The following is a 26,332-nucleotide window of genomic DNA, read 5'->3' as shown; positions in this document are numbered from 1 at the left end:
TGAAACACAAATAGTCGAATATTTGCCTCAGATATCTGACAAAATAATTTATCTACCAATTTAGTTTTTATCTAATATGATTTTTATGTTTTTTCATAGCTACAAATATTGAACTGGATTCATATATTAGTTTTATTAATAGATTACAGAAGGGTTAAGTATATTTGCATAGTTTCCAATTACTTTATCCTTCTGTAACTTTTTCAATCTTAGATTTACTAGCCCGTCTCGGGCCCTATTTTACAATGGTTTTGTCCACTTTTCTCTGGTAGAAAAACGTGGTAGAAAAAATAAAATAACACAAAAAAAGCGGCGTTTCATCCGCTTTTGGTAGAAGATTGGAAAACTCAGATAGAAAAAGGACGATTTTTAGCTCTTTAGAACGTTGATAAGTCCCCATTCTTACTGAGTTTTGCCATTATCTCCTATACATCTTGAATTCTAAGAATAGGTCATTATAGATGCCTAGGTATTTCGATCCTAGATCTTTGTAGACTTCAAGATGGGAGATCGTGTCATCAGATGGATAGAATTGTTCGTCCGACGAAATGTCTTTTGGCAATAACGCTTTTGCTTCTTCATTTGGTGTAGAATAACCAATATACTCTGCATTTTGTGCCGCATTTTCCGGTTCTAGCATAAAGTTGATGAAATCATAGGCACCTTCTTTATTTTTCACGGTTTTTGGCATAACGATATTATCAAACCAAAGATTGGATCCTTCTGGTGGGATCACATAATGTAAATGTTCATTTTCCCACATCATATCGGCAGCTTCGCCAGAAAATGTCACTGCCACGGAGGCTTCTTCATTGATCATATACATTTTGATCTCATCTGCCACGATTGCTTTGACATTTGGTGTTAAATGATTCAATTTATTTGCTGCTTCTGTCAGCTGTGCCATATTCTTACTATTCAAAGAATAGCCTAAACTATTCAAAGAAAGCCCCATAACTTCTCGTGCACCGTCAATCAGCATCAAACTGTCTTTTAATTCCGGCTTCCACAAATCATCCCAATGCTTAATTTGATTTGCATCAAAGAATTTATCGTTATATACGATCCCTAAAGTTCCCCAAAAATATGGAATCGAATACTGATTATCTGGATCAAAATCCAAGTCTAAAAATCGTGGATCAATATTATTTAATCCTTTGATCTTCGAATGATCTAATGGAAGTACTAGTTTTTCTTTGATCATTTTTTGGATCATATATTCACTTGGTATAGCGATGTCGTAGTTTGTCCCACCTTGCTGGATTTTTGTGAACATCGCTTCATTAGAATCAAATGTTTCATAATTCACTTTGTATCCATATTCTTTTTCAAATTTCGTGATCAAACTAGGATCGATATAATCTCCCCAGTTATAGATGGTAAGTACCTTTGCTCCACTCATGCCACTTGTTTTTTCAAGTTGACGAACACCAAGCAGCAGCACCGCAATAATGATGAGAATACCTAAAAACAGAGATTGTAATTTTTTCATCGCAGCCGTGCCACCCCCTCGCGTACTCTTCTGTTTTTCTTCAGCCGTTTTGGACGGTTTTCTTTACTAATAAAGTAGTATCCAATGACCAATATCATGGAGAACAAGAAAACTAACGCACTTAGCGCATTGATTTCTAAACTGATTCCTTGTCTTGCACGAGAATAGATCTCTACTGAGAGCGTCGTAAAGCCATTTCCTGTGACGAAAAATGTAACCGCAAAATCATCAAGAGAATAGGTAAATGCCATAAAATATCCAGCTATGATTCCTGGAGAAAGATAAGGCAAAATGATATTTTTGACTACTTGGAAATTATTAGCACCAAGGTCTCTAGCCGCATCGACCATTGAATCGTTCATTTCCTGCAATTTTGGCAAGACCATCAAGACGACGATTGGAATGCTGAAAGCAATATGGGAAAGCAATACACTCTGAAAACCTAATCCGAATCCTAGTAGTGTAAAGAAAATCAAGAAACTAGCACCGATAATAACATCAGGAGAGACTAATAAGATGTTATTCATGCTCAACAACGCTGTCCGTGCACGTCGTTTTTTCGTGTAATAGATTCCCATAGCCCCAAATGTCCCGATGATCGTGGCGATCAATGCAGATAAGAAAGCCAGCATGAACGTATTCAATACGATAATGATCAAACGTGTATCTTCAAAAACAGCTTCATAATTTTCCCAAGTAAATCCTGTAAAGCTGTTCATCGTTCCTCCTTCATTGAAGGAATAAAAAATCAGATAGAAGATCGGTGCATATAAGAATAAAAAGACGATCCCTAAATAAAGATACGACCATTTAAATTTTTTCATTTATGAGCGACCTCCTTTTTTCTTCTCGCCTGTCAGGAGCATCACGATGAACATAGCAATGATTAAAATCACACCGATTGTAGAACCCATCCCCCAGTTTTGTGTAACCAAGAAATGCTGTTCGATAGCCGTTCCTAAAGTGATCACCCGATTTCCGCCAATCAGACGAGTCAGCATGAATAAAGAAAGAGAAGGAATAAATACTGCTTGGACACCACTTTTCACACCATTTAATGATAACGGAAAAATCACTCGTCGGAAGGTCTCAAAGCTATTCGCGCCTAAATCTCTACTAGCACTGATCAAAGAAGGATTCATCTCTTCCAATGCATTGAAAATTGGCATAATCATAAATGGAATCTCGATATACGTTGCCACGAACAGAAAACTGAAGTCTGTGAATAATATCTGTTTCGGCCCGATCCCGATAAAATCAAAGAAATGATTCACGCTGCCGTGCACACTGAAAATCCCAATAAATGCGTAAGCTTTAAGCAGCAGATTCACCCATGTAGGCAAAATAATCAGCATCAGCCATAATTGCTTGTGCTTCAGTTTTGTTAAAAAATAAGCAGTCGGGTAACTGATGATCAGCGTGAAAAACGTGATCAAAAATGCATACCATACAGAATTGATCGTCATAGAAAGCGATGTCCCCGACGTAAAATAAGATAGATAATTATTCAGCGTGAATTGCCCATTCATATCAAAAAAAGATTGATAAATGATCATTAATACAGGCGCGATCACGAATAAACCGAGCCACAAAATATAAGGGACGGAATAGATCCTGCGCATTGTTTTCATTCTTGTCCCCCCTATTCTTCGTAGCTGTCAAGACGTGCATCGAATTCTTCTTCAGACTCGTTGAAACGCATGACATGGATATCTTCTGGCTCAAAGGCCAATCCTACTTTGCTTCCTTCTTTAGCTTTTTTCGTTGAATGGACCATCCATTCATTTTGCTGTTCATCATAACAGATGATTTCATAATGGACACCACGAAACAGCTGAGTATCGACCGTTACGACTAGTTTTCCTTTATCTGGTGTCGTGATCGTCAAATCCTCTGGGCGTAAAACAACTTCAACTGGTTCATTTAGACGCATCCCGCCATCGACACATTCAAATTGCTTACCAACAAACTCAACTAGATTATCTTCGATCATTACACCGTCCACGATATTGCTCTCCCCAACAAAATCAGCAACGAAATGATTGATTGGCTCATCATAAATATCTACGGGTGTACCACTTTGGACGATTTTCCCTTTATTCATGACAAAAATCTCATCACTCATTGCCAACGCTTCTTCTTGGTCATGAGTAACAAAAATAAACGTGATTCCTAATCGTTGTTGCAGATCCCGCAGTTCATACTGCATATCTGTACGTAGTTTCAAATCAAGCGCCGATAACGGTTCATCTAATAGCAATACTTTCGGTTCATTTACAATTGCTCGTGCAATCGCTACACGCTGTCTTTGACCACCAGACATTTCACTAATCTCCCGTTTTTCGTATCCAGGAAGCTGGACCATACGCAAAGCATCTTTTACCTTCTTTTCGATATCTGATTTGGACATTTTCTTGATCTTCAATCCAAAAGCAACGTTATCAAAAACATTCATATGAGGAAAAAGTGCATAATCTTGGAAGACTGTATTTACTTGTCGCTTATTAGCTGGCAAATCATTCAACCGTTTCCCTTCAAAATAGATGTCCCCTTCTGTAGCTTCGGTGAATCCAGCTATAATACGTAGGATCGTTGTTTTACCACAGCCGGAAGGACCAAGCAGTGTATAAAATTTTCCTTGTTCGATCTCAAAACTTACTTTTTTTAATACTGTTTCATCATCATAGCGTTTCACTACTTGATCAAATGAAATGATTGGTTTCCCCACGTTTTTACCCCCTATATTACAAATATGATTGCGTTGCAACAATCAATACTTTTGTTCGTTTTTTGAGATGATTCCTTAATTGATGTTGTTTTGTCGCTTGATAATAGATCGACTGTCCTGCTTTTGCCACATAGACCGTCTCTCCTAAGCTTAACTCTAATTCCCCTTCTAATACAAAAATAAACGTTTCAGATAATGAAGGTTCAAACGTCTTATATTCTCCTGCACCTTCAAAAGTCAGCAAGACAGGCTCCATTTCTTTTTCATTCGAATCAGCCACGAGCCATTCCAATTCATACCCGTTTTCTTCATCGAAATAAACCGTATGATCTTCTTTTGAATAAACCACTTGCAGATTCGCTGCTTCTTGATGAAAAAATTCTTCTGGAGTCACACCTAAGACTTCAAGAATAGAAAAGAATGTTTCCATTGATGGTGAACTTAAATCTCGTTCCAACTGGGAAATATACCCTTTTGACAAATCTGTGCGTTCGCCTAGTTCTTCTTGTGTCAAATTCTTTTGGATGCGCAAATTTCTTAACTTCTCACCAATTTCCATAATTTCCTCCGAATCGAAGTTTTCTAATAGTAAACTTCCTGTTTACTACCACTCGTATTAGTATACGAAATTTATTGAAAAAGGCAACCCTTTGTAAAATTTTTTTTGCTGAATATTTCTTTATCTTTTGGAATAAATTCTAGTTGTTTGATTCTTTATTTTTCACCTAATTTTTGTCTAAATTTACGGAAGAACAAGAATAAAAGAGTAGGCTTTATGGTATGATAAAAGAAAATTTTAAAAGGAGTGTCTCACGAATGAACGCTTTTCGATCTTTTCAGGTAATAAAGGAACCTGTTTTCCATACAGCAATCAGTGATCTGCCATTTACTGAGTTGGCTGAAAATGAAGTCTTGGTAAAAATTGCCTATTCTGATGTCAATTATAAAGATGCATTGGCAATGAGCGAGTCTGGTCAGGTGATACGAACATATCCGATGACTCCAGGGATTGATTTATCCGGAACTGTCGTCCAAAGTAACAATCCACGTTTTTCAAAAGAAGATCTTGTACTTGCTACTGGTTTTGGGCTTGGCGTCACCCATCCAGGCGGTTATAGCCAATATCAAAAAGTACCAGGAGACTGGTTAGTTCCTCTACCAAAAAATATGACGCTGCGTCAAGCGATGATCCTTGGTACAGCAGGGTTTACTGCTATGTTGTGTGTGAACGCTTTAATCCGTCAAGGTATGACCTCCGATAAAAAAGTTGTCGTTACTGGTGCTTCTGGCGGTGTAGGCAGTACAGCGATAGCCCTGTTACATAAACTAGGATTCCAGTCAATCATTGCCTTTTCCAGAAAAGTAGAGTCTGTCACATGGCTAAAAAGTCTAGGTGCTTTGCAAGTCGTACGACCTGATGAATTTCTGCCAGAGACAACAAAAGCTTTAGGAAAACAGCAAATCGACTATGTCATCGACACAGTAGGTGGCGAGCAGCTAAGCAGTCTTCTTCCATTGATCTCTTATAACGGTGCAGTAGCTTTATGTGGCAATGCTGGGGGAATCAAACTAAACGCGACTGTCTTGCCTTTTATTCTGCGAAACATCCAGTTGATTGGAATTGATTCTGTCAATGTACCAATAGATCAACGTCTTTCTTTATGGCAACAGATGGCGGATTTGCAGATTGCAGATGAACTGGTCGTCCAAGAGATTACTCTGGATCAATTGCCTGAAACAGCATCTAAACTACTTGCTGGAACACACCAAGGAAGAACACTAGTAAATGTAGGTGACCATAAATGAAGATTCTAATCACAGCTGGAGGAACGACTGAAAAAATCGATCAAGTACGTGCTATTACAAATCATTCGACAGGACGATTAGGGCAAGCATTAGCTGATTATTTAGCTGCCAATCCGGATACCACAATCGATTACGTGACTACGAAACAAGCACTGAAACCGAAAAGACACTCCAATATAACGATTTATACGATCGAATCTGCACTGGACTTATTTTTACAATTAGAAGAACTAACGAAAAAAGAACACTACGATGCGATTATCCACAGTATGGCAGTCAGTGATTTTACTCCTGCTTTTAGTTTTTCAGAAGAACAGCTGGCAAAAAACCTACCCACTTCTTCAACGCAAGAAGAACTGGACAATTGGTTTGCGGAAAATGAACAGACAGATACCACTGTTTCAAAGATCTCTTCTAACACCGAGCATCTTGTGCTCGTTTTGAAGAAAACACCAAAAATCATTTCTTATCTACGTGAATGGCAGCCAAAAGCAAAAATCATTGGTTTCAAACTATTAGTAGATGTACCAAAGGAATCTCTTCTGGCAGTCGCAAAAAATAGTCTGATAAATAACAAAACTGATTTTATTTTCGCAAATGATTTGACGGAAATCCATGGCGAGACACACCACGGCTATCTCTTATCTAAAGATGGAACAGTGGAAGAAGCTCAAAGTAAATCTGAGATTGCTGCATTGATTACTGAGAAAATTAGACTGGAGGAATCAAAATGAAAAAGATCTTACTAGGCGTTACTGGAAGTATTTCTGCTTACAAAAGCGCTGATCTTACAAGTCAATTCGTCAAATTAGGTGCCCAGGTAGATGTGATTATGTCTAAAAGCAGCACACATTTTATCACGCCATTAACCTTGCAATCTCTGTCGAAGCGCGCAGTCCATACAGACGTCATGCAAGAATCAAATCCGCAGGTAATCAATCATATCGAACTAGCAAAACAAGCTGACTTGTTTCTCATCGCGCCTGCTACAGCAAACATTATCGGCAAGCTAGCAAATGGCATTGCAGACGATCTTCTTTCAACAGTCGCAATGGCGCTTCCAGTGGGAACACCAAAATTGATTGCCCCTGCCATGAACACGAATATGTATCAAAACCCGATCACTCAGCGTAATCTGGAAACATTGAGATCTGTCGGCTATCAGAAAATTGAACCAAGAGAATCTCTTTTAGCTTGTGGAGATTTTGGAAAAGGTGCCTTAGCTGATATTCAGACGATCATCGAACAGGTCATGCTGACTCTTAATGAAAGAAATGCTTAGAAAAAAGGAGTACTTATGAAAAATACAAAAAACTTTACATTAACTGCGATGTTTTTAGCTATTTTGATTTTATTAGCTGTTACGCCTTTAGGTTTTATCCCTATCGGTCCAATCAATGCAACAACCATGCATATTCCTGTAATCATTGCTTCGATCGTTTTAGGACCAAGACTAGGTGCTTTTCTTGGCGGTACATTTGGACTGATCAGCATGATCCGTAGCACAGTTATCCAAACACCTTTGTCTTTTGTCTTTTCTCCGTTTATCCCAGTCATCGGAACAGAACATGGAAGCTGGAAAGCCTTGCTGATCGCGTTTATTCCTCGCATCTTGATTGGGGTGGTTCCTTATTTCGTTTATAAAGGTCTGCGCAAACTAATGAAACAAAAAGCAGATTCCGTTTCTTTATTCTTAGCTGGACTTTCCGGTTCATTGACCAATACGATTTTAGTGATGAATATGATCTACTTTTTATTCCAGCAAGATTATGCCAAAGTCATCGGAACAAATTTAAATGCTGTTTATTCAGCTATTCTAGCGGTTATTTTTACAAGTGGTATACCTGAAGGAATCGTCGCAGGTCTTGCGACTGCAGCAGTATGCAATGTCTTGTTAAGATACTTCAAGCACCCTTCTCTTACTAACTGATAGTCATCGTAGCCGATCTCTGATTTTTTTCTCTTTTGGTGTTACTATTGAATGGAAAGATTTGACGTCGAAAGGATGATCCAAATGAAAATTTTTGTTGTAGGTGCAAACGGACAAATTGGCCGACACCTGATAAAAGATTTAGCTCCAAGTTCCCATGAAATTTTTGCAGGGGTGAGAGATGTTGCTTCCCAAACATTAGTAAAAAAAGAGAATGTTTCGTATGTCTCTTTTGATTTAACTTGGTCCGTGGAAAAAATGACCGAAGCATTCAAAGGCATCGATGTATTGATTTTTGCTGCCGGCTCTCAAGGAAAGAATCTTCTGCAAGTAGACTTGGATGGCGCAATCAAAACAGTGATCGCAGCTGAAAATGCGCATGTCTCTCGCTATCTGATGGTCAGTGCTGTTTATGCAGATGAACCAGCAAAATGGCCTGAGTCCATGACAGATTATTATATTACTAAACATTATGCAGATGAATGGCTGAAACGAACTAACTTAGATTTTGTCATTCTTCAACCAGTCACATTGACTAACGATGAAGAAGTTACTTCCATTCAATTAACTAAGCCTAATGAGAAGGCATCAAAAACGATCACTCGCTCTACAGTTGCTGCTGTACTTGCCGCTCTAGTGGAAGAAACGGATATTTCTCGTACGACTCTAGTACTTTCTGAAGGTAGCAAAGAGTTGAATACAGCATTCCAAGAATGGGCAAAGGAGGAATAGATCCATGCGTGCCATTTCAATCAAGCATCCTGGTTCTGTAGATGTATTAGAACAAATTGAAGTGCCTGTTCCTAAACCAAAACAAGGCGAATTACTGATCAAAGTCCATACAGCAGCTGTCAATCGAACAGATATTATGAAAAGAGAATCAGTCTCTTTGAAACCTCCCTACCCTATTTTGGGAGTCGAAGTAGCTGGAGAGGTAGTTGAGAATAAAAGTGATATCTCCACTTTTACTCCTGGGACAAAAGTATACGGATTAGTCAATCTAGGTGGTTATGCCGAATATGCTGTGATGCCTGCCGATCGTGCAATCCTTCTCCCTGATACGCTAGACTATGTTTCTGCTGCTGGAATCTCAGAAGTTTTTTTGACTGCTTATCAAACACTTTACTGGCTTGGAAAATTACAAGAAGGCGAAACTGTCTTGATCCATGCAGGAGCAAGTGGTGTGGGAACAGCAGCGATCCAATTAGCTAGACAGCTTTCTCACGCGAAAATCATCGTTACTGCAGGATCAGAAGAAAAACTCGCCTTTTGTAAAGAACTTGGTGCAGATGAATTGATCAACTATAAAAAACAAGACTTTCAAGAAGAGGTACGAAAAATCACTGAAGGTCGGGGAGTCGATGTTATTTTGGATTTCATCGGCGCTTCTTACTGGGAAAAGAATTTAGCTTCTATAGCCGTTGATGGACGTTGGGTCTTGATTGGTATGCTAGGTGGGACCATCGTGCCTGAGATAGACCTTGGTGTATTGATTGGGAAACGTGTCCAACTGCTTGGTACATTATTGACACCTAGAAGTGATCAGTATAAAGCAGAGCTCGCACAAACTTTTATGCAAAAAGCTGGGCCTTTTCTAGAAAATGGCAAGATTCGGCCAATCATTGACCGTACATTCCAATTCAGCGCAGTCAAACAAGCGCATGAATATATGGAAGCAAACAAAAACATCGGAAAAATCATTTTGAAGATAACTGAATAAAATCATGCTGATCAAAAAAGAGGCTGGGACAGAAGCGTTTAACTCCAAGAAATAAGAAGAAATTCACGAAAATTGCTTTTCAAATTTTTGTGAATTTCAGCTTGTTTCCGAAGGAATTTCTTCTGCTTCCGCCGTTTATACGTGTTTAGAGCGTGAGACAAAAGTGTTCTTTACTTTTGTCCCACGCTCTTTTTCCGAATAAACGGTGTTCAAAAGCTTGCATCTGCGGTAATAAGTCCAACCAAGTTAAAAACATAAGAAGCTGTTTTTACTTGGCTGTTCTTATTACTTGATGCAGGGCAGCTTTTTCACAACCTCTTCACTAAACAGTGTTCAATCAGCTGACCCTCGGTATTAGCTCAAAACGCTGATTTCACAACCTCTTTTTATTTACGTTCTATTTCATTCATTTTCCGAAGCAAATCGAGCTGCTTGTATGCCCGCTTGTCGCCCAAAAATAATGATCTCCGCAACTGAATTTCCACCGATCCGGTTGTTTCCATGTAAGCCACCTGTGACTTCACCAGCAGCATATAACCCCCTAATTGGCTGGTTTTCTTTATCTAATACTTCAGTGTTCGTATTGATTTTCACACCGCCCATCGTGTAATGGATTCCTGGTGCGATTTTGATCGCATAATAATTCGGAGACGATAAGTCATGTTCCATGGCTGTGGCACGGTTGAATTGAGCATCTTTTTTCTCCGCAACATCCGTATTCCATCCATCAACTGTTTTTGCTAGTGTTTCTTTTGGTAAATCGATTTTTTCTGCTAATTCTTCCATTGTCTTTCCAGTTGTGACATATCCTTTTTGGTCATAAAATTCAATAGCTGTGGCACGATCACGCACGCCTTGGTCAAAAATCAAATAAGCTGATTTTTCAGGCAATGCTGTAATTGCTGCAGATACTTTATCCCTTGTATCCATTTCATTGACAAATCTTTTCCCCTCTTGATCGACCAAGATTGCTCCTTCTCCGCGAACAACCTCACCAATCAAGACCCCCTCATCCTGCTGCACAGTTGGATGAATTTGTATTTTATCCATATCAACGGTTTGTCCACCTAATTTTTCAATCATGGTGATACCATCTCCAGTTGATCCTTCTTGATTTGTCGTAATATAATCAGCTAAATCGGGACGATATTTTTCAATAAATTCTTTGCTGGCACCAAAACCGCCTGTGGTAACTACGATTGCTTTTCCGGTGACCTCTTTTGGTTCTTCTCCTTGAACATGTACAGTCACTTCATTGACCGTTTCCCCATTTTTCTTAATGTCTGTCACATCTGCGTTGACAAAAATAGGGATTTCCCGCTCATGGACGTTATTCAATAACCCCTCCACTAAGTATCCACCAATAGCCGAGCCATCAGACGGACGATGTGTCCTCTTTTCACTCATCCCTCCAGTGATCGTTAAGTTGTCCAGTTTGATACCGTTTTGATCTAGCCAATCGACCGCATCAGCAGAGTGATCGACAAAGTATCGAAGCATTTCTTTATCATTCGTTCCTCCACCACCTTTTAGCGTTTCTTCATAGAAGGCATCATTCGAGTCTTTGATTCCTTCTTCTTTTTGAAATTTTGTTTCTGAAGCATTCATACCGCTTGATGATTTAGATGTGTTTCCTCCGGCAACAGGCATCTTTTCCAAAATTACTGGATTCAACCCAGCATCTTTTGCTTCGATAGCTGCTGCCATCCCTGCACCACCAGCTCCAATAATCACGACATCATAAGATTCTTTCATTTCTTTTGGATCTGTATATACTTGTTCAGAAGCGCCTGATGATACTTCGGCAGATTCCTTCGTACTAGAACTTGTCTGCGCTGTATTTTTCTGATCTGCGCCGCATGCGCTCATAGCAAGAAGTGCAACGGCTGTTAATAAACCAGCAACTAATTTTTTCATTTGTATCCCCCTTTTCTCCTTATACTATATTAAGTGATTTTTTTCACAATATCAACTCTGTTTTTCTTTAAGTCATATAGCTTTGGTAAACACACGCTTCTTAGTATAATTAAGGATATACATGAAGGAGTTATTTTATGAATCATTTGAAAACCTTTTTTACGAACAGTACAAAAACTGCAGGTAGAATCACAAACGGAATCTATATTTTATTACGTATCATCGTCGTTATTATGCTAGTGGATCAGGTCTGGAACCAACACTGGGGAAATACAATGCTTTTATTACTGACATTAATTTTATTTGAAATCCCTTATTTTCTGGAAAAGATATTAAAGATACAGATTCCAAATATGCTAGAAATCATTTTGTTATCTTTTATTTTTAGTTCAACAGTTTTAGGAGAGTTAAGTGATTTTTATGGCTATTTTTCAATGTGGGATACTTTTCTACATGCATTCAGCGGATTTTTAGCTGGGGGTGTCGGCTTTTCCCTTGTTTATTTGCTCAATAAAAATACAAAAACCATGAACTTGACTCCTTTATTACTAGCAGTTGTTTCCTTCTGTTTTTCGATGACAGTTGGTGTTATGTGGGAGTTTGTGGAATTTTCAGCAGATAAATTACTGCAATTCGATATGCAAAAAGATACGATCATCCAGCAAATCAATAGTGTGGAGTTAAGTAAAGACGGAAACACTGTCTATCATGTTCCAGATATCACTCGGACAATCATTGAAAGTCAAAATGCAGATGGTAAAACAGATAAAACAATCATCCAAAATGGTTACTTAGACGTGGGAATCATGGATACTATGAAGGATTTATTTGTTAATTTTATTGGAGCAGTTGTTTTCAGTGTATTTGGTTACCTCTATAGTCGAAACGATTACCAAAAATTTACGTTCATCAAGAATTTTATTCCTAAAAAAATCAAACGATAAAACATGCTAAAAAACAAGAGAAGGGGCAGTGACAATACTTTTGTCACTGCCCCTTCTTTTTTGAATGTATGGCATGCCATTAGTTATCCGATAGTATTAACTCAAAAAAGTAAGATATGAGGAATGACTATTTCGTTTTTTATCCCAATACTGAGGACTTATTTCACCATTTCGTTATTTATCTAATTTACTTAAAACCTGCATAACTTTTTCATAATCTGGATTAGGTGTGCCGTCTAGATTTTCAGCAATAAAAGTAAAACCCATTTTTTTATAAAGAGCAATCGCCTGATGGCTCCATGTCTGTGTGTGAAGATAGATTGGTCCGTCCGTATGGAGGGTAGGAAATTCTTGCAAGACTCTGGCAGTCAATGCTTTTGCGAGCCCTTTTCCTTGGTAATCTGGTTTCACTGCTAACCAATGAAAAACCGGATACACTTGCTCTCTTGATTTTTTTCGCCAAGCGGTACAGGTTGCTACTTTTTCTCCTTTTTTTGTCTCTACAAAAAACATCCTTCTTTCAAGTTCTTCAGGATAAGGAGCAAAGTTTTGTTGAAAATACTCAAGTGCTTCATCTGTCGTTTGAAATTCCCCAACGGAAGTCTCAATCTCCGCCCAAGCAGATTCATCTTCTTTTTGATAAAATCGAAATTCAAAACCTTCCGCTAAAGGCGTGATTGGAACATTTTGTTGAAGTGGTCTTGTCATCCAGATTTCTGCGTAAGGTAACGTTTTATCTAACATTTTTCTATCCCTCCTCGTCTCCATTATGCCAAATAACATATGACTCAGCTACTTATTTGACTATAACAGATAGAGATATAAATCAGAACCAGTCATCTGCGTCAAATTCATTTCGATTAGCGTATACCCATGTTCCTGCCATACCTCGCATGAAATCTCCTAAAGCAGAAGAAGGAATACCTCCACCAGGTGCGGGTGTTCCCGGACTAGGAAGTGGTACTTGCGGCTGCAGATGCTCATCGGTGGAATCAATAGTTGACAAGCGTTTTTTCTTCGTTTCCTTCTGGTCATCTGATTCCTTCTGATCTTCCGACTGTTTAGCAACAAATTCTTTTTCTGATTGTTGTTTTATTTTAGGCTCTAAAATTTCATTTTCCAATCCAGAAACTTGTGGGGCCAAATGAGCTTCTTGCCTTATCGTTTTATTAGATTCTGAGATTTTTCTAGATATTCTTGCTAACTCTAGGCTTCTTGTTTGTTTTACTTTCCCTGTTGGAGAAACTGCATGAGCCATTTGTTGTTTTTTTTCTGACAAGCTTTCTTCTTGTCTTTTTTGTTCTTTTTGATCTATCTGTTTGTTTAATGGTAAAACATGTAATAGTGACTGAGCATGGAGTTCTTGGAGTGAATACGGGTCATGATAACTATACATAATCGTAAAATCACCTGTTTGTTTGGTCAAATAACCATCCTCCAATGGTACTTCATTGATTGTAACCGATACATCCTTTAACGGTACGGGTTTACCTAAGGAATTTGTTGCTGATTGGATCAACTCTTCTTTGTTTATTTTTTCGTTTGGATGAACAATAAGATCATGACCTTCTAATGAACGATTGTCTGGTATATAAACATAAGTAAAGGTAATTTCCCCTCCTGATTGCTTCCTATTATTCATCAGTTCTGAGTGAAGTACTTCAAGGATCTCCGACCAGTGACTTTTTCTGTCTAATCCGTTTGCTTGCATCCAATCAGAAATAGAAGTGACTTTCCCATTTTGTTCATAAGTCGATAAATCTATATTTGGCACTCGATCAGAAAATTCAGCAGGTAGGCGCAAATCAGGAATACGATTTACACTACTCATATGTGTTTCTGCTTGAAGTTCTTTATTTGTTTGACTATCTATAAAATGAGTGATGACAGTCGATGAAGCAGCAGATGCTTCTACATAAACTACAGCTGTTGTTTCTGCCACATTTGATGTTTTCGAGTCTATATAAGTTAATACAACGGGATATTCTCCCGGAGTTGTAGTATCTACTGTCCCGTTCATTTTGATTTCTTCTTTATTTCCTGAAGTTCCATCGCTTTTTGTTACATATTCAACAAGATCTTTAGGGTCGTAACTCTCTCCTGTTCTTAAGTGAAGATCTTTTCCTTTGATAGCTGTTTGATCAGCACGAACATGGATCACAGCAGATGCAGTCATTGTTTTTAAAGCAATTGGATCAAAATAGGACAAGGAAATAGTAGATGTTCCTGTATTAGTCGTATCCACGATATTCCCATTGTTTGAAATTACTTTGGACATATCTCCTTGTGTTCCATCTGCGTTCTTCAGCCTTTCTACCAGATCAGATATCGAAACTTTTGTCCCTGCCAGAACATCGATTTTCTTTCCTTCAAACTGTGAATAATCTTTTTCATATACATAAGAAACTTGTGCGCTTCCACCGTCCTTTATATCTGTCAAAGCATGATTCAAAATATCAGTGATCTGTTTTAACTGATCACCTTTTGTAGGATCAGTCATATCGGAAAAGATAGAAAGCGGCACACTGCTTCCGGTTTCCGATGTCCATAATGTTTTGTTAGGAATTAACCAGTAGTGGTTTATCGTTGGAGGATAACTGACTTTATTATAGGAAGTCAATGCAGGAAGTAGCTGTTTTCCATTTGCATCAGTGAAAGTATGAGTAATAGTGATAGGGGAATCAGTGGTCTCAGAAACAGAGGTACGTACGACCTTGATGGTTTGTGTCGTTGCCTGAACGGGTACATGCATATAGACACCTACAGATAAACTGATCAGCATCGTGCGCATCATAAACTTAACGTAGTGTTTTTCAGAACACGACCGTTCCTTATCTAAACGACAAGCGTGTTTATTTAGTTGTTTTGAACGTCTTTTTGAACACATTTATTCTTAGTCCTCCCTACTCTTGTCTAAACATGAAGTAGTAATTTTCATAAGATGATTTCATTATATAAATAAAATCAAAAGAAGATGGACTATTAGGAGAGTATTTTTTTTGATTTTTTATTGTTTCAAGAAAATCGGAATAATAACTTATGTACTTTTTAATTTTGTTAAGTAATATATCTAGTTATATCTAGTTATATCTAGTTACCTTTTCTTTGAAAAAAACATAAATCAGCTAATAAATATGTGAGACAAAGCTGCCATCCATAAATACTAGCTGATTTTTTCAGTTAAATGTCTATTTTTTTCTCTGATGATGGTATTTCCAAAATATTCCCAGTCATCTGGAGTCGGTGGATTTTTCCAAATTATCTGTTCTTTATTAAATTTTTCAAGTAAACAATCAGATAAATAAATATTCGTACGAGAAGTGATTCGACTCTCAATCACAATATTGTAATTTTTAAATCCTTTCACTTGAGAAATAATGTAATCGGTATAAGCAGATCCTTGCGAAAAATCAATACAGACATGAATCGGTGCTTCAAAATATGATACCGGACAAATACCGACCAATAAAAAGAGATAATCATAAAATAAGCGAATCATGAAACGTTCATCTTTTCCCAAGAAATAGCGTTTATTCTCTTGTATGACCTTTTGGATTGCTGTACTGAATATTGGATACGTCTCGAAGAAAAACTGTAGCTGCTTTTTAGACGTAAAGCTAGTCATCTCAAAGTCGAATATCCAATTTTTTCGATTGACATGCATCATACCCATACGAAGTTCTTTTCGTATATATAGTCTTTCTTCTTCAGAGATTTCAATCGAAAATGGTAATTGATCAATCAATTCCACTGACATTTTTTGACTAATCATGTGGATATCATGAAAATGAGCTTCCGCAAGTCCAAATGCGCCATCTAATTCAAATTCTTCTTCCGTGATCAAAAACAACATGATATAAGAAATCTCATCAATGATCTGCTCTTTAGGGATATGAAGAAAAGAAATATGTGATAAATCCTTGATGATCTTCATTCCTTCTGAGCTCTTAAAGTATTCATCTGAAAAGAAACGTTTTCCGATTGGTTGATTCCCATAGGCCCTCAACAAACTAATAGTGGTTAGCAAATTGAATTTGATTCGTTTTGTTGCAGACAGTTTTAAATTGAACAGATATTCAAAATATTGCACGATACTCTTTGCTTCATTCATGACGCTTTCTCTAAATGGCATAGAAAAACCATTAAAGACCCCGAAATATACCCCAAATAATACGTTCCGTATGTTTATTTCTTCCCCAACTAATATGTTTTTCTTTAACTTTATTTGATGCTGTTCAAGAAAAGAGACTAATTCTCTTCTTTTTACATAGGCTCTTGATATGCTTAAAAAATGATTCTCTGCAAATTTTTCGATCGTTACTTTTGAATCCACGATCTCCGTTAACAGTCGAGCAATTTTTGATCGTTGAAAGTAGATTCTTCTTAAATTTTTGATATCCGTCAAATTCAGACGTTCGACATGGATCTCTGCTTCTTCTGAAATTTGGATCTCTGGCTTTGTTTTGAATTCAGTAAATTCTTTATTTAATTCTATGATATAATTTCTTGTTTTAAATTTAGACAAACCTAATGTTTCATATAACTTAGGCAGCACTACATAATTCTTTTTCTCAAATTCTAAATATCTAGCTAGCAGCAGTTTTTCTCTATCTTCCTCTTCTATAAGGTAATCCAACTTCATATCCTACACCTCAAAAAATGCCTCATACCAATTACTTGATATGCAGATGAAAGTTCATCTTTTCACCTATACTGATTTTATGATGGATTATGCTTGTTTTTTCATCAGTTATTCTCATTTTTTATCTTTTTTTTGAGAATATTGCAAAAAATGGAAAAATTTATGAGGAAATATTCTATATTTTTTGTTTTATTGTGTTAAAATGTACAAGATTTGCGCCATTTGCGTAAACAACCACAAAAAAGAGCAGGACGGCCACCGTCCTGCTCTTTTACTTATTTTAAGTTCCATTACTTATTAATTGGCTAAACTTCTGCTTGTTTCTGATATTGCTTGTTTTTCTCCAATGATCCGCACTTCTGTTTCTAAAGACACATCAAATTTTTCTTTGATTACTTCTTGGATGTGCGCAATCAATTCAATATAATCTGTCGCTGTCGCATGATCGATATTGACGATGAATCCAGCATGTTTTTCAGAGACTTGTGCACCGCCCCATTTCAGGCCTTGCAATCCTGCTTGTTGGATCAGCTGACCTGTATAGTGTCCTACTGGGCGCTTAAAGACACTTCCGCATGAAGGGTATTCTAATGGCTGTTTTGATTGACGCAATTCGGTCAACTCATCCATTCTTGCTTTGATTGCTTCATAATCCCCTGTTTGCAAACTGAATCGAGCTTCCAATACGATAGCACGTAATTCTTGGACTTTACTGTGACGATAAGAAAATACCATTTCGTCTTTTGTCAAAGTTTTCAATGTTCCATCTTCAAGCAAAAGATCCACTTCAGCAAAAACATCTTTGATCTCTCCGCCATACGCACCTGCATTCATATAAACCGCTCCACCGACACTTCCCGGGATGCCGCAAGCAAATTCAAATCCAGTCAATGATTCTGCCAAAGCTGCATAAGTCGTATCAATCAGTGAGGCACCTGCTTCCGCAATGACCATCGTTCCTTTGACATGAATCTGTTTCATTTCAGTCAGCATGATGACTACACCGCGAATCCCGCCATCTTGAACGATCAGATTGCTTGCATTTCCTAATACCATCCAAGGTATATCATGGATTCGGCAATAATCGATGATTTGCTTTACTTCTTCTTGTTTTTTCGGGAATGCAAGGACATCAGCTGGTCCACCTGTTTTCGTAAACGTATAGTTCATCAATGGTTCATCAAACAATATAGTAATCGTGGCTAAGCTTTCAACTATTTCTTCTTTATTCACTGAGGATTTTCCTTTCTTTTCTCAAACGTCCTCATTATTCTATCACGCTTAATACAATCTTGCCAGTCTTGTTCAAAGTTGATGACGGTAGTGATCTTTAAGCACTTCCTCACATAATTCATGACTTCTTACAACTTCTTTTTGTTTAAGCAATTCTGTTTCCGATTTACCTAAACGGATCTGAGAAAAGAAGGCCTCTACCATTGGCTCAAACCCGCGTTTGACTAGCGTGTTTGTCCAGTCGCCAAATTCTTTCACTTTTTTTCCATCAGCATCTTGAATGACAAGCTGGGTCAGATCGTTTACTTCATAAGTACCATTTTTACTTGTTACTTGATATTTTTCTATATTAGCGCCACTTGCTAAATCCATCGTTAAAATAGCCGTTTGATTTTGTGTTTCTAATTGTAAAATGGCATATTCCAAAAATTCCTTTGTTTCTCTTATCTGGTATTTTGTTCTCAAAATGGGTTCATCTAATAAATACACAGCTGTATCAATAAGATGTAAAAACAAATCATAAAGGACGAACTCTGTCGTTTCTTTTGCCGCTATTCGATTTTTTTGCAGGTGGATCAACCGCTTATCTGGGATACGTTTCAATTCTTCTACCATAGGAGCAAAGCGCCGGTTGAAACCGATCATCAAAATTATTTGGTTCTTATCAGCTAATTCTTGCAATTCACGAACTTCATTTAGATGGACACTCAGTGGTTTGTCAATATAAACATGGATACCATTTTCTAGACATTTTTTGGCTAATTCATAATGTACTTTTGTTGCTGCGTGGATCATACATGCTTCGATTTTTTCTTCTAAAAGCTCATCGATCGTTTCATATAGATGTTGGAACCCGTACTCTTTTTGAATTCTTTCTTTTGTTTCTTTATTTCTTGTTGCAAAATAAAAATCAAGTGTTCCTTGTTTTTTCGCATAAGTTGGTAAATATGCTTTTTCTGCGATATTCCCTACACCGATTACACCAATCTTCATCTACTTTCCTCCTGGATCATTTAGTTACTTTCATCTTACACCATTTTTTACTAAAATGAGGTACAATAGTATCGCAAAGGTAAGGAAATTAATTCGAAGGAGTGTGCTTTTATTGAAATTTATCTCTTGGAACGTAAACGGGCTTCGTGCCATCGTAAATAAAAATTTTTTAGAAGTTTTTCATGAGTTAGACGCCGATTTTTTCTGTCTGCAGGAAACGAAACTCCAAGCAGGACAAATTGATTTAGATCTTCCAGGTTATTATCAATATTGGAATTACGCGGAACGAAAAGGCTATTCCGGCACAGCGATTTTTGCTAAAAAACCAGCATTGAATGCCACTTACGGAATGGGTATCGATATCCATGATACAGAAGGCCGTCTGATTACTTTGGAATATTCCGATTTCTTTCTTGTAACCTGTTACACGCCAAATTCTCAAAGCGAATTAAAACGTTTAGATTACCGATTAGAATGGGAAGAAGCCTTTTATAATTATTTGGAAAATCTAAAAAAACAAAAACCAGTCATCGTGTGTGGGGATCTAAATGTCGCTCATCAAAAGATTGATTTGAAAAACTGGAAAACGAATCAAAAAAATGCTGGATTCACTCCAGAAGAAAGAGCGGCTCTTTCTCGACTGTTGGATAACGGGTTTATCGATACATTCCGTTATTTTTATCCAACCCAGGAAGGTGTCTACTCTTGGTGGAACTACCGATTCAATTCAAGGAAAAACAATGCTGGTTGGCGGATCGATTACTTTTTGACGAGCAAAGATTTAGAGCCAGGACTAGCTGATGCAAAGATCCATACGGACATTATGGGCAGTGATCATTGTCCAGTAGAATTAGATTTGAAATAAAGAGGTTGTGAAAAAGTCGTTTAGTTTCGAGTATTAAGAAAAATTTTGTGAAAATGGCTTTCCACATTTTGCATAAATTTGGCATAATACCGAGAAACTGGCTTTTGAACACTGTTTATCGAGAGATTGTGAAAAAGCTGTCCTGCATCAAGTAATAAGAACAGCCAAACAAAAATAGTTCCTCATATTTTTCGTTTGGTTGGGCTTATTACCGCAGATACAAGCTTTTGAACACCGTTTATTAAGAGGTTGTGAAAAAGCTGCACTGCATCAAGTAATAAGAACAGCCAAACAAAAATAGTTCCTCATATTTTTCGTTTGGTTGGACTTATTACCGCAGATGCAAGCTTTTGAACACCGTTTATTGAGAAGTTGTGAAATCAGCGTCCTGACCTGAGTATTAGAGAAACAAATGGCAAAATAGTTCCTCATATTTTGCTATTTTTTGAGCTAATACCGAGGGTCAGCTGATTGAACACTGTTTAGTGGAGAGGTTGTGAAATCAGCGTCCTGACCTGAGTATTAGAGAAACAAATGGCAAAATAGTTCCTCATATTTTGCTATTTTTTGAGCTAATACCGAGGGTCAGCTGATTGAACACTGTTTAGTGGAGAGGTTGTGAAATCAGCGTCCTGACCTGAGTATTAGAGAAACAAATGGCAAAATAGTTCCTCATATTTTGCTATTTTTTGAGCTAATACCGAGGGTCAGCTGATTGAACACTGTTTAGTGGAGAGGTTGTGAAATCAGCGTCCTGACCTGAGTATTAGAGAAACAAATGGCAAAATAGTTCCTCATATTTTGCCATTTTTTGAGCTAATACCGAGGGTCAGCTGATTGAACACCGTTTAGTGGAGAAGTTGTGAAAAAGTCGCCTACTTTCGAGTCGTAAGAAATTTTTTTGAAAATGGTTCCTCACAACTTTGCATAAATTTGACTTAATACCGAGAAGTCATGATCCCCATCTAACTCCAAATCACAAGGAATGAGTTCAAAAACTAGCTTTTCTCAACAAATATTACATAAAAAATTCTATGTTTTTTGTTAAATTTATTTGCTTTTTTCAAAAGTATGTTACAGTAATTTCCCAAGGAGGTTTTACAGAAATGAATTTTGTTGCCATGGATTTTGAAACTGCCAATCATCAGCCTTATAGTGCTTGTTCTCTTGCGCTAGTCATGGTAAAAAATAGCCAGATCGTTGATGAATTCTATACATTGATACAGCCTGAGACTCCTTTTTTCTGGCGAAATGTCCAAATTCACGGAATCCATCAAGAAGACGTACGCAATGCGCCGAAATTCCCAGAAGTCTGGCAAACTATCCAACCATATTTTCAAAAAAATCGTTTAGTCGTTGCACATAATGCTGCTTTTGATACAAAGGTCTTAGCGGGATGCTTAGATTATTATCATCTTGAACAGCCTAATTATCTTTCTTTATGTACAGTGAAAAGTAGCCGTCGCCTGTTTCCTGAATTTCCAAATCATCGATTGAACACTGTGTGCGAAAATTTGAACATCCAATTAGATCATCACCATGATGCATTGGAAGATAGTCGTGCATGTGCGGAAATCCTGCTTTATCAAGAAAAAAAATTCGGGACAGATCCATTGAAAAAACTTGTGACTATAAAGTAAAAGAATACTTATGAAACACACAAAGAGGTCGTGAGCCTGCCGTTTCACTCCGAGTCACAAGGAGCAATTTCAAAAAATAGCTTCTCATGTTTATTAAATATTGTGACTGGGGACCGAGGAGCTGGCAGGAGAACACCGTTTATTGGAGAGGTTGTGAAAAAGCTGTTCTGCATCAAGTAATAAGAACAGCCAAACAAAAATAGCTTCTCATATTTTTCATTTGGTTGGACTTATTACCGCAGATGCAAGCTTTTGGACACCGTTTACCAAGAGGTTGTGAAATCAGCGTTTTGACCTGAGTATTAGAGAAACAAACGGCAAAATAGTTCCTCATATTTTGCCGTTTTTTGAGCTAATACCGAAGGTCAGCTGATTGAACACCGTTTATTCAAAAAAAAGGGACTGCGACACGACTTTTGTCACAGTCCCTTCGTGTGTTTTTCTGCCTTCTCAAAAGGATGACAGTTTCTCACTCTTTTCCTATTTCTTCTATTCAATCAAATAACTCATTTTATATACATCTAAAAATTCACCTAGATCTGTTCTTGCCCCTCTAGGCATGACCGCTTCGATTTGGAAGCCCATTTTTCGGTAAAGGTGTACGGCTCTTTCATTACGAACTTGAACGTCAAGCTCCAATCGAAAAAGTACACCCATTTCCTTCGCCCAACTGATGATTTCTTCTAGCATAAGAGTGCCTAGTCCCATTCCCCAATATTCCTGCAGAATACTGATACCGACTTCTCCCACGTGAGACAAACGAAATTGACTGTCTGCCTTGACAGATGCTGTTCCAATAATCGTCCCTTCATAGATTGCAAGCAGCAATAAATTATTATTGCTTTCGTATATATAATCCAACTCTTCTTCTAAGGTTTCTGGTGGTAACAGGAGTTCTGCTTCATCCAAAACTAAAAATTCTGTCTCCTTATTAACTTGTCCCATCATCAAAAGAATGTCTTTTGCATCTCCTGGCACTGCTTCCCGCAAGATGATCCCAACTTCTTCACTCATGATTTTCAGCCCATTTTTCTAGAATTCGCTGTTTGAAGGTTTCACTTTGCTCCCCGTATGAGATTAGTTTCACATACCGCTTTTCTAAATCTGTATCACTTTTTTCTAAAATCAGTTCCAAATAATCCTCCGGCAGTGCTTCTTCTAATAGATTTCCCCATTCAACAACGGAAAGCCCATCACCTTCAAAATATTCATCTAACCCTAAATCTGCTCCGCTAGCTGCTACCCGATAAATATCCATATGATACAACGGAATCCGACCTTGACTATATTCTCTAATAATCGTGTATGTCGGACTTTTGATCATTTGCGTTATCCCTAATCCTTGGGCAATTCCTTTCGTCAACGTTGTTTTACCCGCACCTAGATCACCAGTCAATATCAGATTGTCACCTGGCATTGCGGAATGACCAATTGCCTCTGCGAATTGTTCTGTCATTGTTAATCCTGATAGTTCGATCATTTTTCATCTTCTCCCGCTCTTCTTTCTTTTTGCCAGTATATCGCGTAATGAAGTTTTTTTAAAGAAAAAATGAACTAGTCAAGAACAGCAGCTGCTGTTTTTGGCTAGTTCGCGTGTATTTGTTAATCAATCAATGTTTGTGCTGCTGTGATAATCGATAATTTATATACATCTTCTTCATTTGCTCCACGAGACAAATCAGAAACCGGTTTGTTCAAGCCTTGTAGAATTGGTCCGATTGCTTCAAAGTTACCGAAACGCTGAGCAATTTTATAGCCGATATTTCCTGACTGCAATTCTGGAAATACAAAGACTGTTGCTTGACCAGCTACTTCTGAATCTGGCGCTTTCAGTTGTGCAACTGAAGGAACATAAGAAGCATCAAATTGCAATTCGCCGTCGATCATGTATTGTGGCGCTAGTTTTTTAGCGATTTTAGTTGCTTCAACTACTTTGTCTACTTCTGGCGATTTCGCTGAGCCTTTTGTCGAGAAGCTCATCATTGCTACTTTTGGTTCGATATCGAACAATTCTGCTGTTTTTGCAGAATCTACGGCGATTTCAGCCAATTCTTGCGCAGTTGGATTCACGTTGATCGCACAATCCGAAAAGACATATTTTTCTTGATCTCTTCCACGTACCATGATCATCGCTCCGCTTGTCCGACTGATGCCAGGCTTTGTTTTGATGATCTGAAGTGCTGGGCGAACAGTGTCGCCAGTCGAATGGATCGCTCCAGAGACCATTCCGTCTGCAATCCCCATATACGTAAGCATCGTACCAAAGTAATTCACATCTTTTAAAATCTTTTCTGCTTGTTCTTTGGATGCCTTTCCATTTCTACGTTCAACAAAAGTATCCACCATTTCATCCCACTTATCGTAATTATCAGGGCTGATGATCGTAAAGCTAGATGTTTTGATTCCTCTGGCATGCGCTGCATTTCTTATTTCTTCTTCGTTCCCTACTAAAATGGGTTCCACAAGTTCTTCTGCTTTCAACCGGGCAGCTGCGCCTAAAATACGAGCATCAGTAGCTTCCGGGAAAACGATTTTGATCCCACGGCGAACAATTTTAAATCTTAAACTATCAAACAATTCCACAAGATGACCTCCAGACGTTTTTATATGTATTATCATACACTATTCCAGAAAAAAAGAACAGTTTATTTTATCTGTATCAGTCAAAAATGCTGGAAAAATTAAGTTTTTCACATACAAAGCGAACTGCACTATAACAGGAAAGCGCTGTTTTATTACACTGTTTCAGGCAGTTGCCAATCAATCGGTTCTTCTCCTAACGCAAGGAGCGCATCATTCGTTTTCGAGAAGGGTTTGGAACCAAAAAAGCCACGACTTGCAGATAACGGACTGGGATGTGGAGATGTTATGATGATATGGCGACTCTTATCGATCATTTTGATTTTTTCTTGTGCCGGTTTTCCCCACAAGATAAACACGATTGGTTTTTCCCGTTCATTTAATTTTTCAATGATCGTGTCTGTTAATCTTTCCCAACCTTTCCCGCGATGAGAATACGCTTGCCCTTCCCGAACGGTAAGAACGGTGTTGAGTAAAAGGACTCCCTGTTTAGCCCATGACACTAGATTTCCATGTTGAACAGGTGCGATTCCAAGATCATCATAAAGCTCTTTATAGATATTTCTTAACGATGGCGGGATCTTTACGCCAGGTTGCACAGAAAAAGATAAGCCATGAGCTTGATTTTCTCCATGATAAGGATCTTGTCCTAAAATCACCACTTTAACTTCTTCATAAGGAGTCAATTCCAATGCTTCATAGATATGATACATATCTGGATGGATCTTTTGGGACGCATATTCTTTTTTTAAAAATTCTCTTAGATGCAGATAATAATCTTTTGAAAATTCTGAGGACAAAACTTCTTGCCAACTGTTATGAATGATTTCTTTCAAAAACTCCACCTCCTAATAAAAAGAATAACTCACATTTTCTTCAATCACAAGGGACAATCTTCACCCTCAGCACTTGATTAATATGGTAAACTAGGAACAAGAAGCAGAAAGGAACGATAATCATTATGATCAAATTAATTGCATCAGATATGGACGGCACATTATTAGATGCCCATATGAGTGTTTCTCCTGAAAATGCCGAGGCGATACGTTTTGCAAATGATGCCGGTGTTGAGTTCATGGTCGCTACTGGTCGAAACTATCAAGAAGCTCGCGCAGCTTTAGATGAGGTAGGAATCGATTGTGCGATGATCACTTTGAACGGGGCACAGGTATTTGATAAAGAAGGAAATTCATTGTTTACCGTGTCGATTCCAAATAATCAAGCAATCTCTGTTTTAGATATTCTAGATGCTAACGGTATTTACTATGAAGTAGCAACCAACGATGGTCTTTATTCTGAAAATCAAGCGAAACGAATTGAAAGTTTTGCTTCCATGGTGGCTACCCATTTACCTCACCTTACGTATAAAATGGCGATTGCCATGGCCTCAGCTAAGCTGGAGTTATTGCACATCACATACGTGGACAGTATTCGTGCTATTTTGGAAGAAAAGAATCTGGAAGTTTTAAAAATTATTTGTTTTCATACAGAAGGGCCAGCTGTATTAGGTCCAGTTGGAAAGCAGATTTCTCTTTTAGGCGATCTAGCCGTTACTTCCTCTGGTCAAAACAATATCGAAGTGAACCATAAAAACGCTCAAAAAGGAATTGCTGTTGCCCATGTCGCTCACGAGCGTGGGATTTCTTTAGAAGAAGTCATGACGATTGGCGATAACTTCAATGATGTCAGCATGCTGCAAGTAGCAGGAGTCAGTTTCGCAATGGGAAATGCAGAAATCGAAGTAAAAGATTATGCCAAATATACAACGGACACAAACCTTGAATCTGGCGTAGGAAAAGCCATATTGCGCGCGATTGCAGAAGACTTGTAGTTTTATCTAGA

General features: G+C 37.9%; 25 protein-coding genes. 10 read left to right on the top strand and 15 right to left on the bottom strand.

The annotated features are described in order from the left end of the window. Positions 1–418: 418 nt before the first annotated feature. Genes IGL15_RS03175 through IGL15_RS03155 form a run of 5 tightly spaced genes read right to left on the bottom strand, consistent with a single transcriptional unit; the run spans position 419 to position 4,779 of the window. Positions 419–1,492 (bottom strand): ABC transporter substrate-binding protein, encoded by a 1,074-nt coding sequence (locus IGL15_RS03175; protein WP_002287033.1) that lies wholly within the window; start codon positions 1,490–1,492, stop codon positions 419–421. Then, complete coding sequence (locus tag IGL15_RS03170) at positions 1,489–2,316, bottom strand: ABC transporter permease (protein ID WP_002287036.1); 828 nt, start codon at positions 2,314–2,316, stop codon at positions 1,489–1,491. The genes IGL15_RS03175 and IGL15_RS03170 overlap by 4 nt, the downstream gene beginning before the upstream one ends. Further along, entirely contained in the window at positions 2,317–3,123 is an 807-nt protein-coding gene (locus IGL15_RS03165) for an ABC transporter permease (protein WP_002287038.1), read from the bottom strand. An 11-nt stretch (positions 3,124–3,134) separates the two neighbouring features. Continuing rightward, entirely contained in the window at positions 3,135–4,220 is a 1,086-nt protein-coding gene (locus IGL15_RS03160; protein WP_002287039.1) for an ABC transporter ATP-binding protein, read from the bottom strand. A 16-nt stretch (positions 4,221–4,236) separates the two neighbouring features. Beyond that, the gene (locus tag IGL15_RS03155; RefSeq protein WP_002287040.1) at positions 4,237–4,779 is read right to left on the bottom strand and encodes a helix-turn-helix domain-containing protein; all 543 of its coding nucleotides are present in this window, start codon (positions 4,777–4,779) and stop codon (positions 4,237–4,239) included. Between the two features lie 257 nt (positions 4,780–5,036). Between IGL15_RS03155 and IGL15_RS03150 the strand changes: the two genes are divergently transcribed. From IGL15_RS03150 to IGL15_RS03125, 6 genes are all read left to right on the top strand, one after another. Continuing rightward, complete coding sequence (locus IGL15_RS03150; protein WP_104765216.1) at positions 5,037–6,026, top strand: oxidoreductase; 990 nt, start codon at positions 5,037–5,039, stop codon at positions 6,024–6,026. Next, on the top strand, positions 6,023–6,760 hold the full coding sequence (locus IGL15_RS03145) for a phosphopantothenate--cysteine ligase (RefSeq protein ID WP_002287044.1): 738 nt from the start codon (positions 6,023–6,025) through the stop codon (positions 6,758–6,760). Before IGL15_RS03150 ends, IGL15_RS03145 begins: the two co-directional genes overlap by 4 nt. After that, positions 6,757–7,308 carry a phosphopantothenoylcysteine decarboxylase gene (gene coaC / locus IGL15_RS03140; protein WP_104765217.1) on the top strand — a complete coding sequence of 184 codons (552 nt, stop codon included), beginning with the start codon at positions 6,757–6,759 and terminating at the stop codon, positions 7,306–7,308. The genes IGL15_RS03145 and coaC overlap by 4 nt, the downstream gene beginning before the upstream one ends. Before the next feature lie 15 nt (positions 7,309–7,323). Continuing rightward, on the top strand, positions 7,324–7,956 hold the full coding sequence (locus IGL15_RS03135; RefSeq protein ID WP_002287046.1) for an ECF transporter S component: 633 nt from the start codon (positions 7,324–7,326) through the stop codon (positions 7,954–7,956). 84 nt (positions 7,957–8,040) lie between these two features. Continuing rightward, positions 8,041–8,688 (top strand): NAD(P)-binding oxidoreductase, encoded by a 648-nt coding sequence (locus IGL15_RS03130; RefSeq protein ID WP_002296930.1) that lies wholly within the window; start codon positions 8,041–8,043, stop codon positions 8,686–8,688. A gap of 4 nt (positions 8,689–8,692) precedes the next feature. Continuing rightward, the gene (locus IGL15_RS03125; protein WP_002287048.1) at positions 8,693–9,676 is read left to right on the top strand and encodes an NAD(P)H-quinone oxidoreductase; all 984 of its coding nucleotides are present in this window, start codon (positions 8,693–8,695) and stop codon (positions 9,674–9,676) included. 402 nt (positions 9,677–10,078) lie between these two features. Here IGL15_RS03125 and IGL15_RS03120 read toward each other — a convergent pair whose 3' ends face one another. Next, positions 10,079–11,593, bottom strand: coding sequence for a flavocytochrome c (locus IGL15_RS03120; RefSeq protein ID WP_002287050.1), 1,515 nt, complete (start codon positions 11,591–11,593; stop codon positions 10,079–10,081). Positions 11,594–11,730: 137 nt separating this feature from the next. Here IGL15_RS03120 and IGL15_RS03115 point away from each other — a divergent pair, with 137 nt between their 5' ends. Next, positions 11,731–12,537, top strand: a complete 807-nt coding sequence (locus IGL15_RS03115; RefSeq protein ID WP_002287053.1) for a hypothetical protein — start codon at positions 11,731–11,733, stop codon at positions 12,535–12,537. Positions 12,538–12,711: 174 nt separating this feature from the next. Here the strand turns inward: IGL15_RS03115 and IGL15_RS03110 are convergent, their stop codons facing one another. From IGL15_RS03110 to IGL15_RS03090, 5 genes are all read right to left on the bottom strand, one after another. Continuing rightward, positions 12,712–13,281 (bottom strand): GNAT family N-acetyltransferase, encoded by a 570-nt coding sequence (locus IGL15_RS03110; RefSeq protein ID WP_002287055.1) that lies wholly within the window; start codon positions 13,279–13,281, stop codon positions 12,712–12,714. Positions 13,282–13,363: 82 nt separating this feature from the next. Beyond that, entirely contained in the window at positions 13,364–15,424 is a 2,061-nt protein-coding gene (locus IGL15_RS03105; RefSeq protein WP_104765218.1) for a bacterial Ig-like domain-containing protein, read from the bottom strand. 276 nt (positions 15,425–15,700) lie between these two features. Beyond that, complete coding sequence (locus tag IGL15_RS03100) at positions 15,701–17,179, bottom strand: helix-turn-helix domain-containing protein (protein ID WP_002287057.1); 1,479 nt, start codon at positions 17,177–17,179, stop codon at positions 15,701–15,703. Between the two features lie 297 nt (positions 17,180–17,476). Continuing rightward, positions 17,477–18,412: a UDP-N-acetylmuramate dehydrogenase gene (gene murB / locus IGL15_RS03095; RefSeq protein ID WP_002287058.1), complete on the bottom strand. Its 936-nt coding sequence runs from the start codon at positions 18,410–18,412 to the stop codon at positions 17,477–17,479. A 72-nt stretch (positions 18,413–18,484) separates the two neighbouring features. After that, a complete protein-coding gene (locus tag IGL15_RS03090) occupies positions 18,485–19,405 on the bottom strand; it encodes a Gfo/Idh/MocA family protein (protein WP_002287059.1) in 921 nt (306 codons plus the stop codon). 112 nt (positions 19,406–19,517) lie between these two features. Here IGL15_RS03090 and IGL15_RS03085 point away from each other — a divergent pair, with 112 nt between their 5' ends. After that, positions 19,518–20,270, top strand: a complete 753-nt coding sequence (locus IGL15_RS03085) for an exodeoxyribonuclease III (RefSeq protein WP_002297274.1) — start codon at positions 19,518–19,520, stop codon at positions 20,268–20,270. 1,106 nt (positions 20,271–21,376) lie between these two features. Further along, entirely contained in the window at positions 21,377–21,910 is a 534-nt protein-coding gene (locus IGL15_RS03080) for a 3'-5' exonuclease (protein WP_002291442.1), read from the top strand. A 489-nt stretch (positions 21,911–22,399) separates the two neighbouring features. On the opposite strand, the gene IGL15_RS03075 is transcribed toward IGL15_RS03080, so the two are convergent. The 4 genes from IGL15_RS03075 to IGL15_RS03060 all read right to left on the bottom strand — a co-directional run bounded on the left by IGL15_RS03075 (position 22,400) and on the right by IGL15_RS03060 (position 25,326). Then, on the bottom strand, positions 22,400–22,924 hold the full coding sequence (locus tag IGL15_RS03075; protein ID WP_002287063.1) for a GNAT family N-acetyltransferase: 525 nt from the start codon (positions 22,922–22,924) through the stop codon (positions 22,400–22,402). Further along, positions 22,917–23,390, bottom strand: coding sequence for a tRNA (adenosine(37)-N6)-threonylcarbamoyltransferase complex ATPase subunit type 1 TsaE (tsaE, locus tag IGL15_RS03070; RefSeq protein WP_002287066.1), 474 nt, complete (start codon positions 23,388–23,390; stop codon positions 22,917–22,919). The genes IGL15_RS03075 and tsaE overlap by 8 nt, the downstream gene beginning before the upstream one ends. A gap of 122 nt (positions 23,391–23,512) precedes the next feature. Further along, positions 23,513–24,493: a phosphate acetyltransferase gene (pta, locus tag IGL15_RS03065; RefSeq protein ID WP_002287068.1), complete on the bottom strand. Its 981-nt coding sequence runs from the start codon at positions 24,491–24,493 to the stop codon at positions 23,513–23,515. Between the two features lie 152 nt (positions 24,494–24,645). Beyond that, the gene (locus IGL15_RS03060) at positions 24,646–25,326 is read right to left on the bottom strand and encodes a uracil-DNA glycosylase (RefSeq protein ID WP_002287070.1); all 681 of its coding nucleotides are present in this window, start codon (positions 25,324–25,326) and stop codon (positions 24,646–24,648) included. A 125-nt stretch (positions 25,327–25,451) separates the two neighbouring features. Here IGL15_RS03060 and IGL15_RS03055 point away from each other — a divergent pair, with 125 nt between their 5' ends. Continuing rightward, entirely contained in the window at positions 25,452–26,321 is an 870-nt protein-coding gene (locus IGL15_RS03055) for a Cof-type HAD-IIB family hydrolase (RefSeq protein ID WP_002287072.1), read from the top strand. Positions 26,322–26,332 lie beyond the last annotated feature (11 nt).

It is taken from the genome of Enterococcus sp. DIV0436a (assembly GCF_051711605.1).
Lineage (GTDB): Bacteria > Bacillota > Bacilli > Lactobacillales > Enterococcaceae > Enterococcus_B > Enterococcus_B faecium.
Note: the sequence above shows the minus strand (reverse complement) of the source record. Positions and strands in the feature narration are given on the sequence as shown.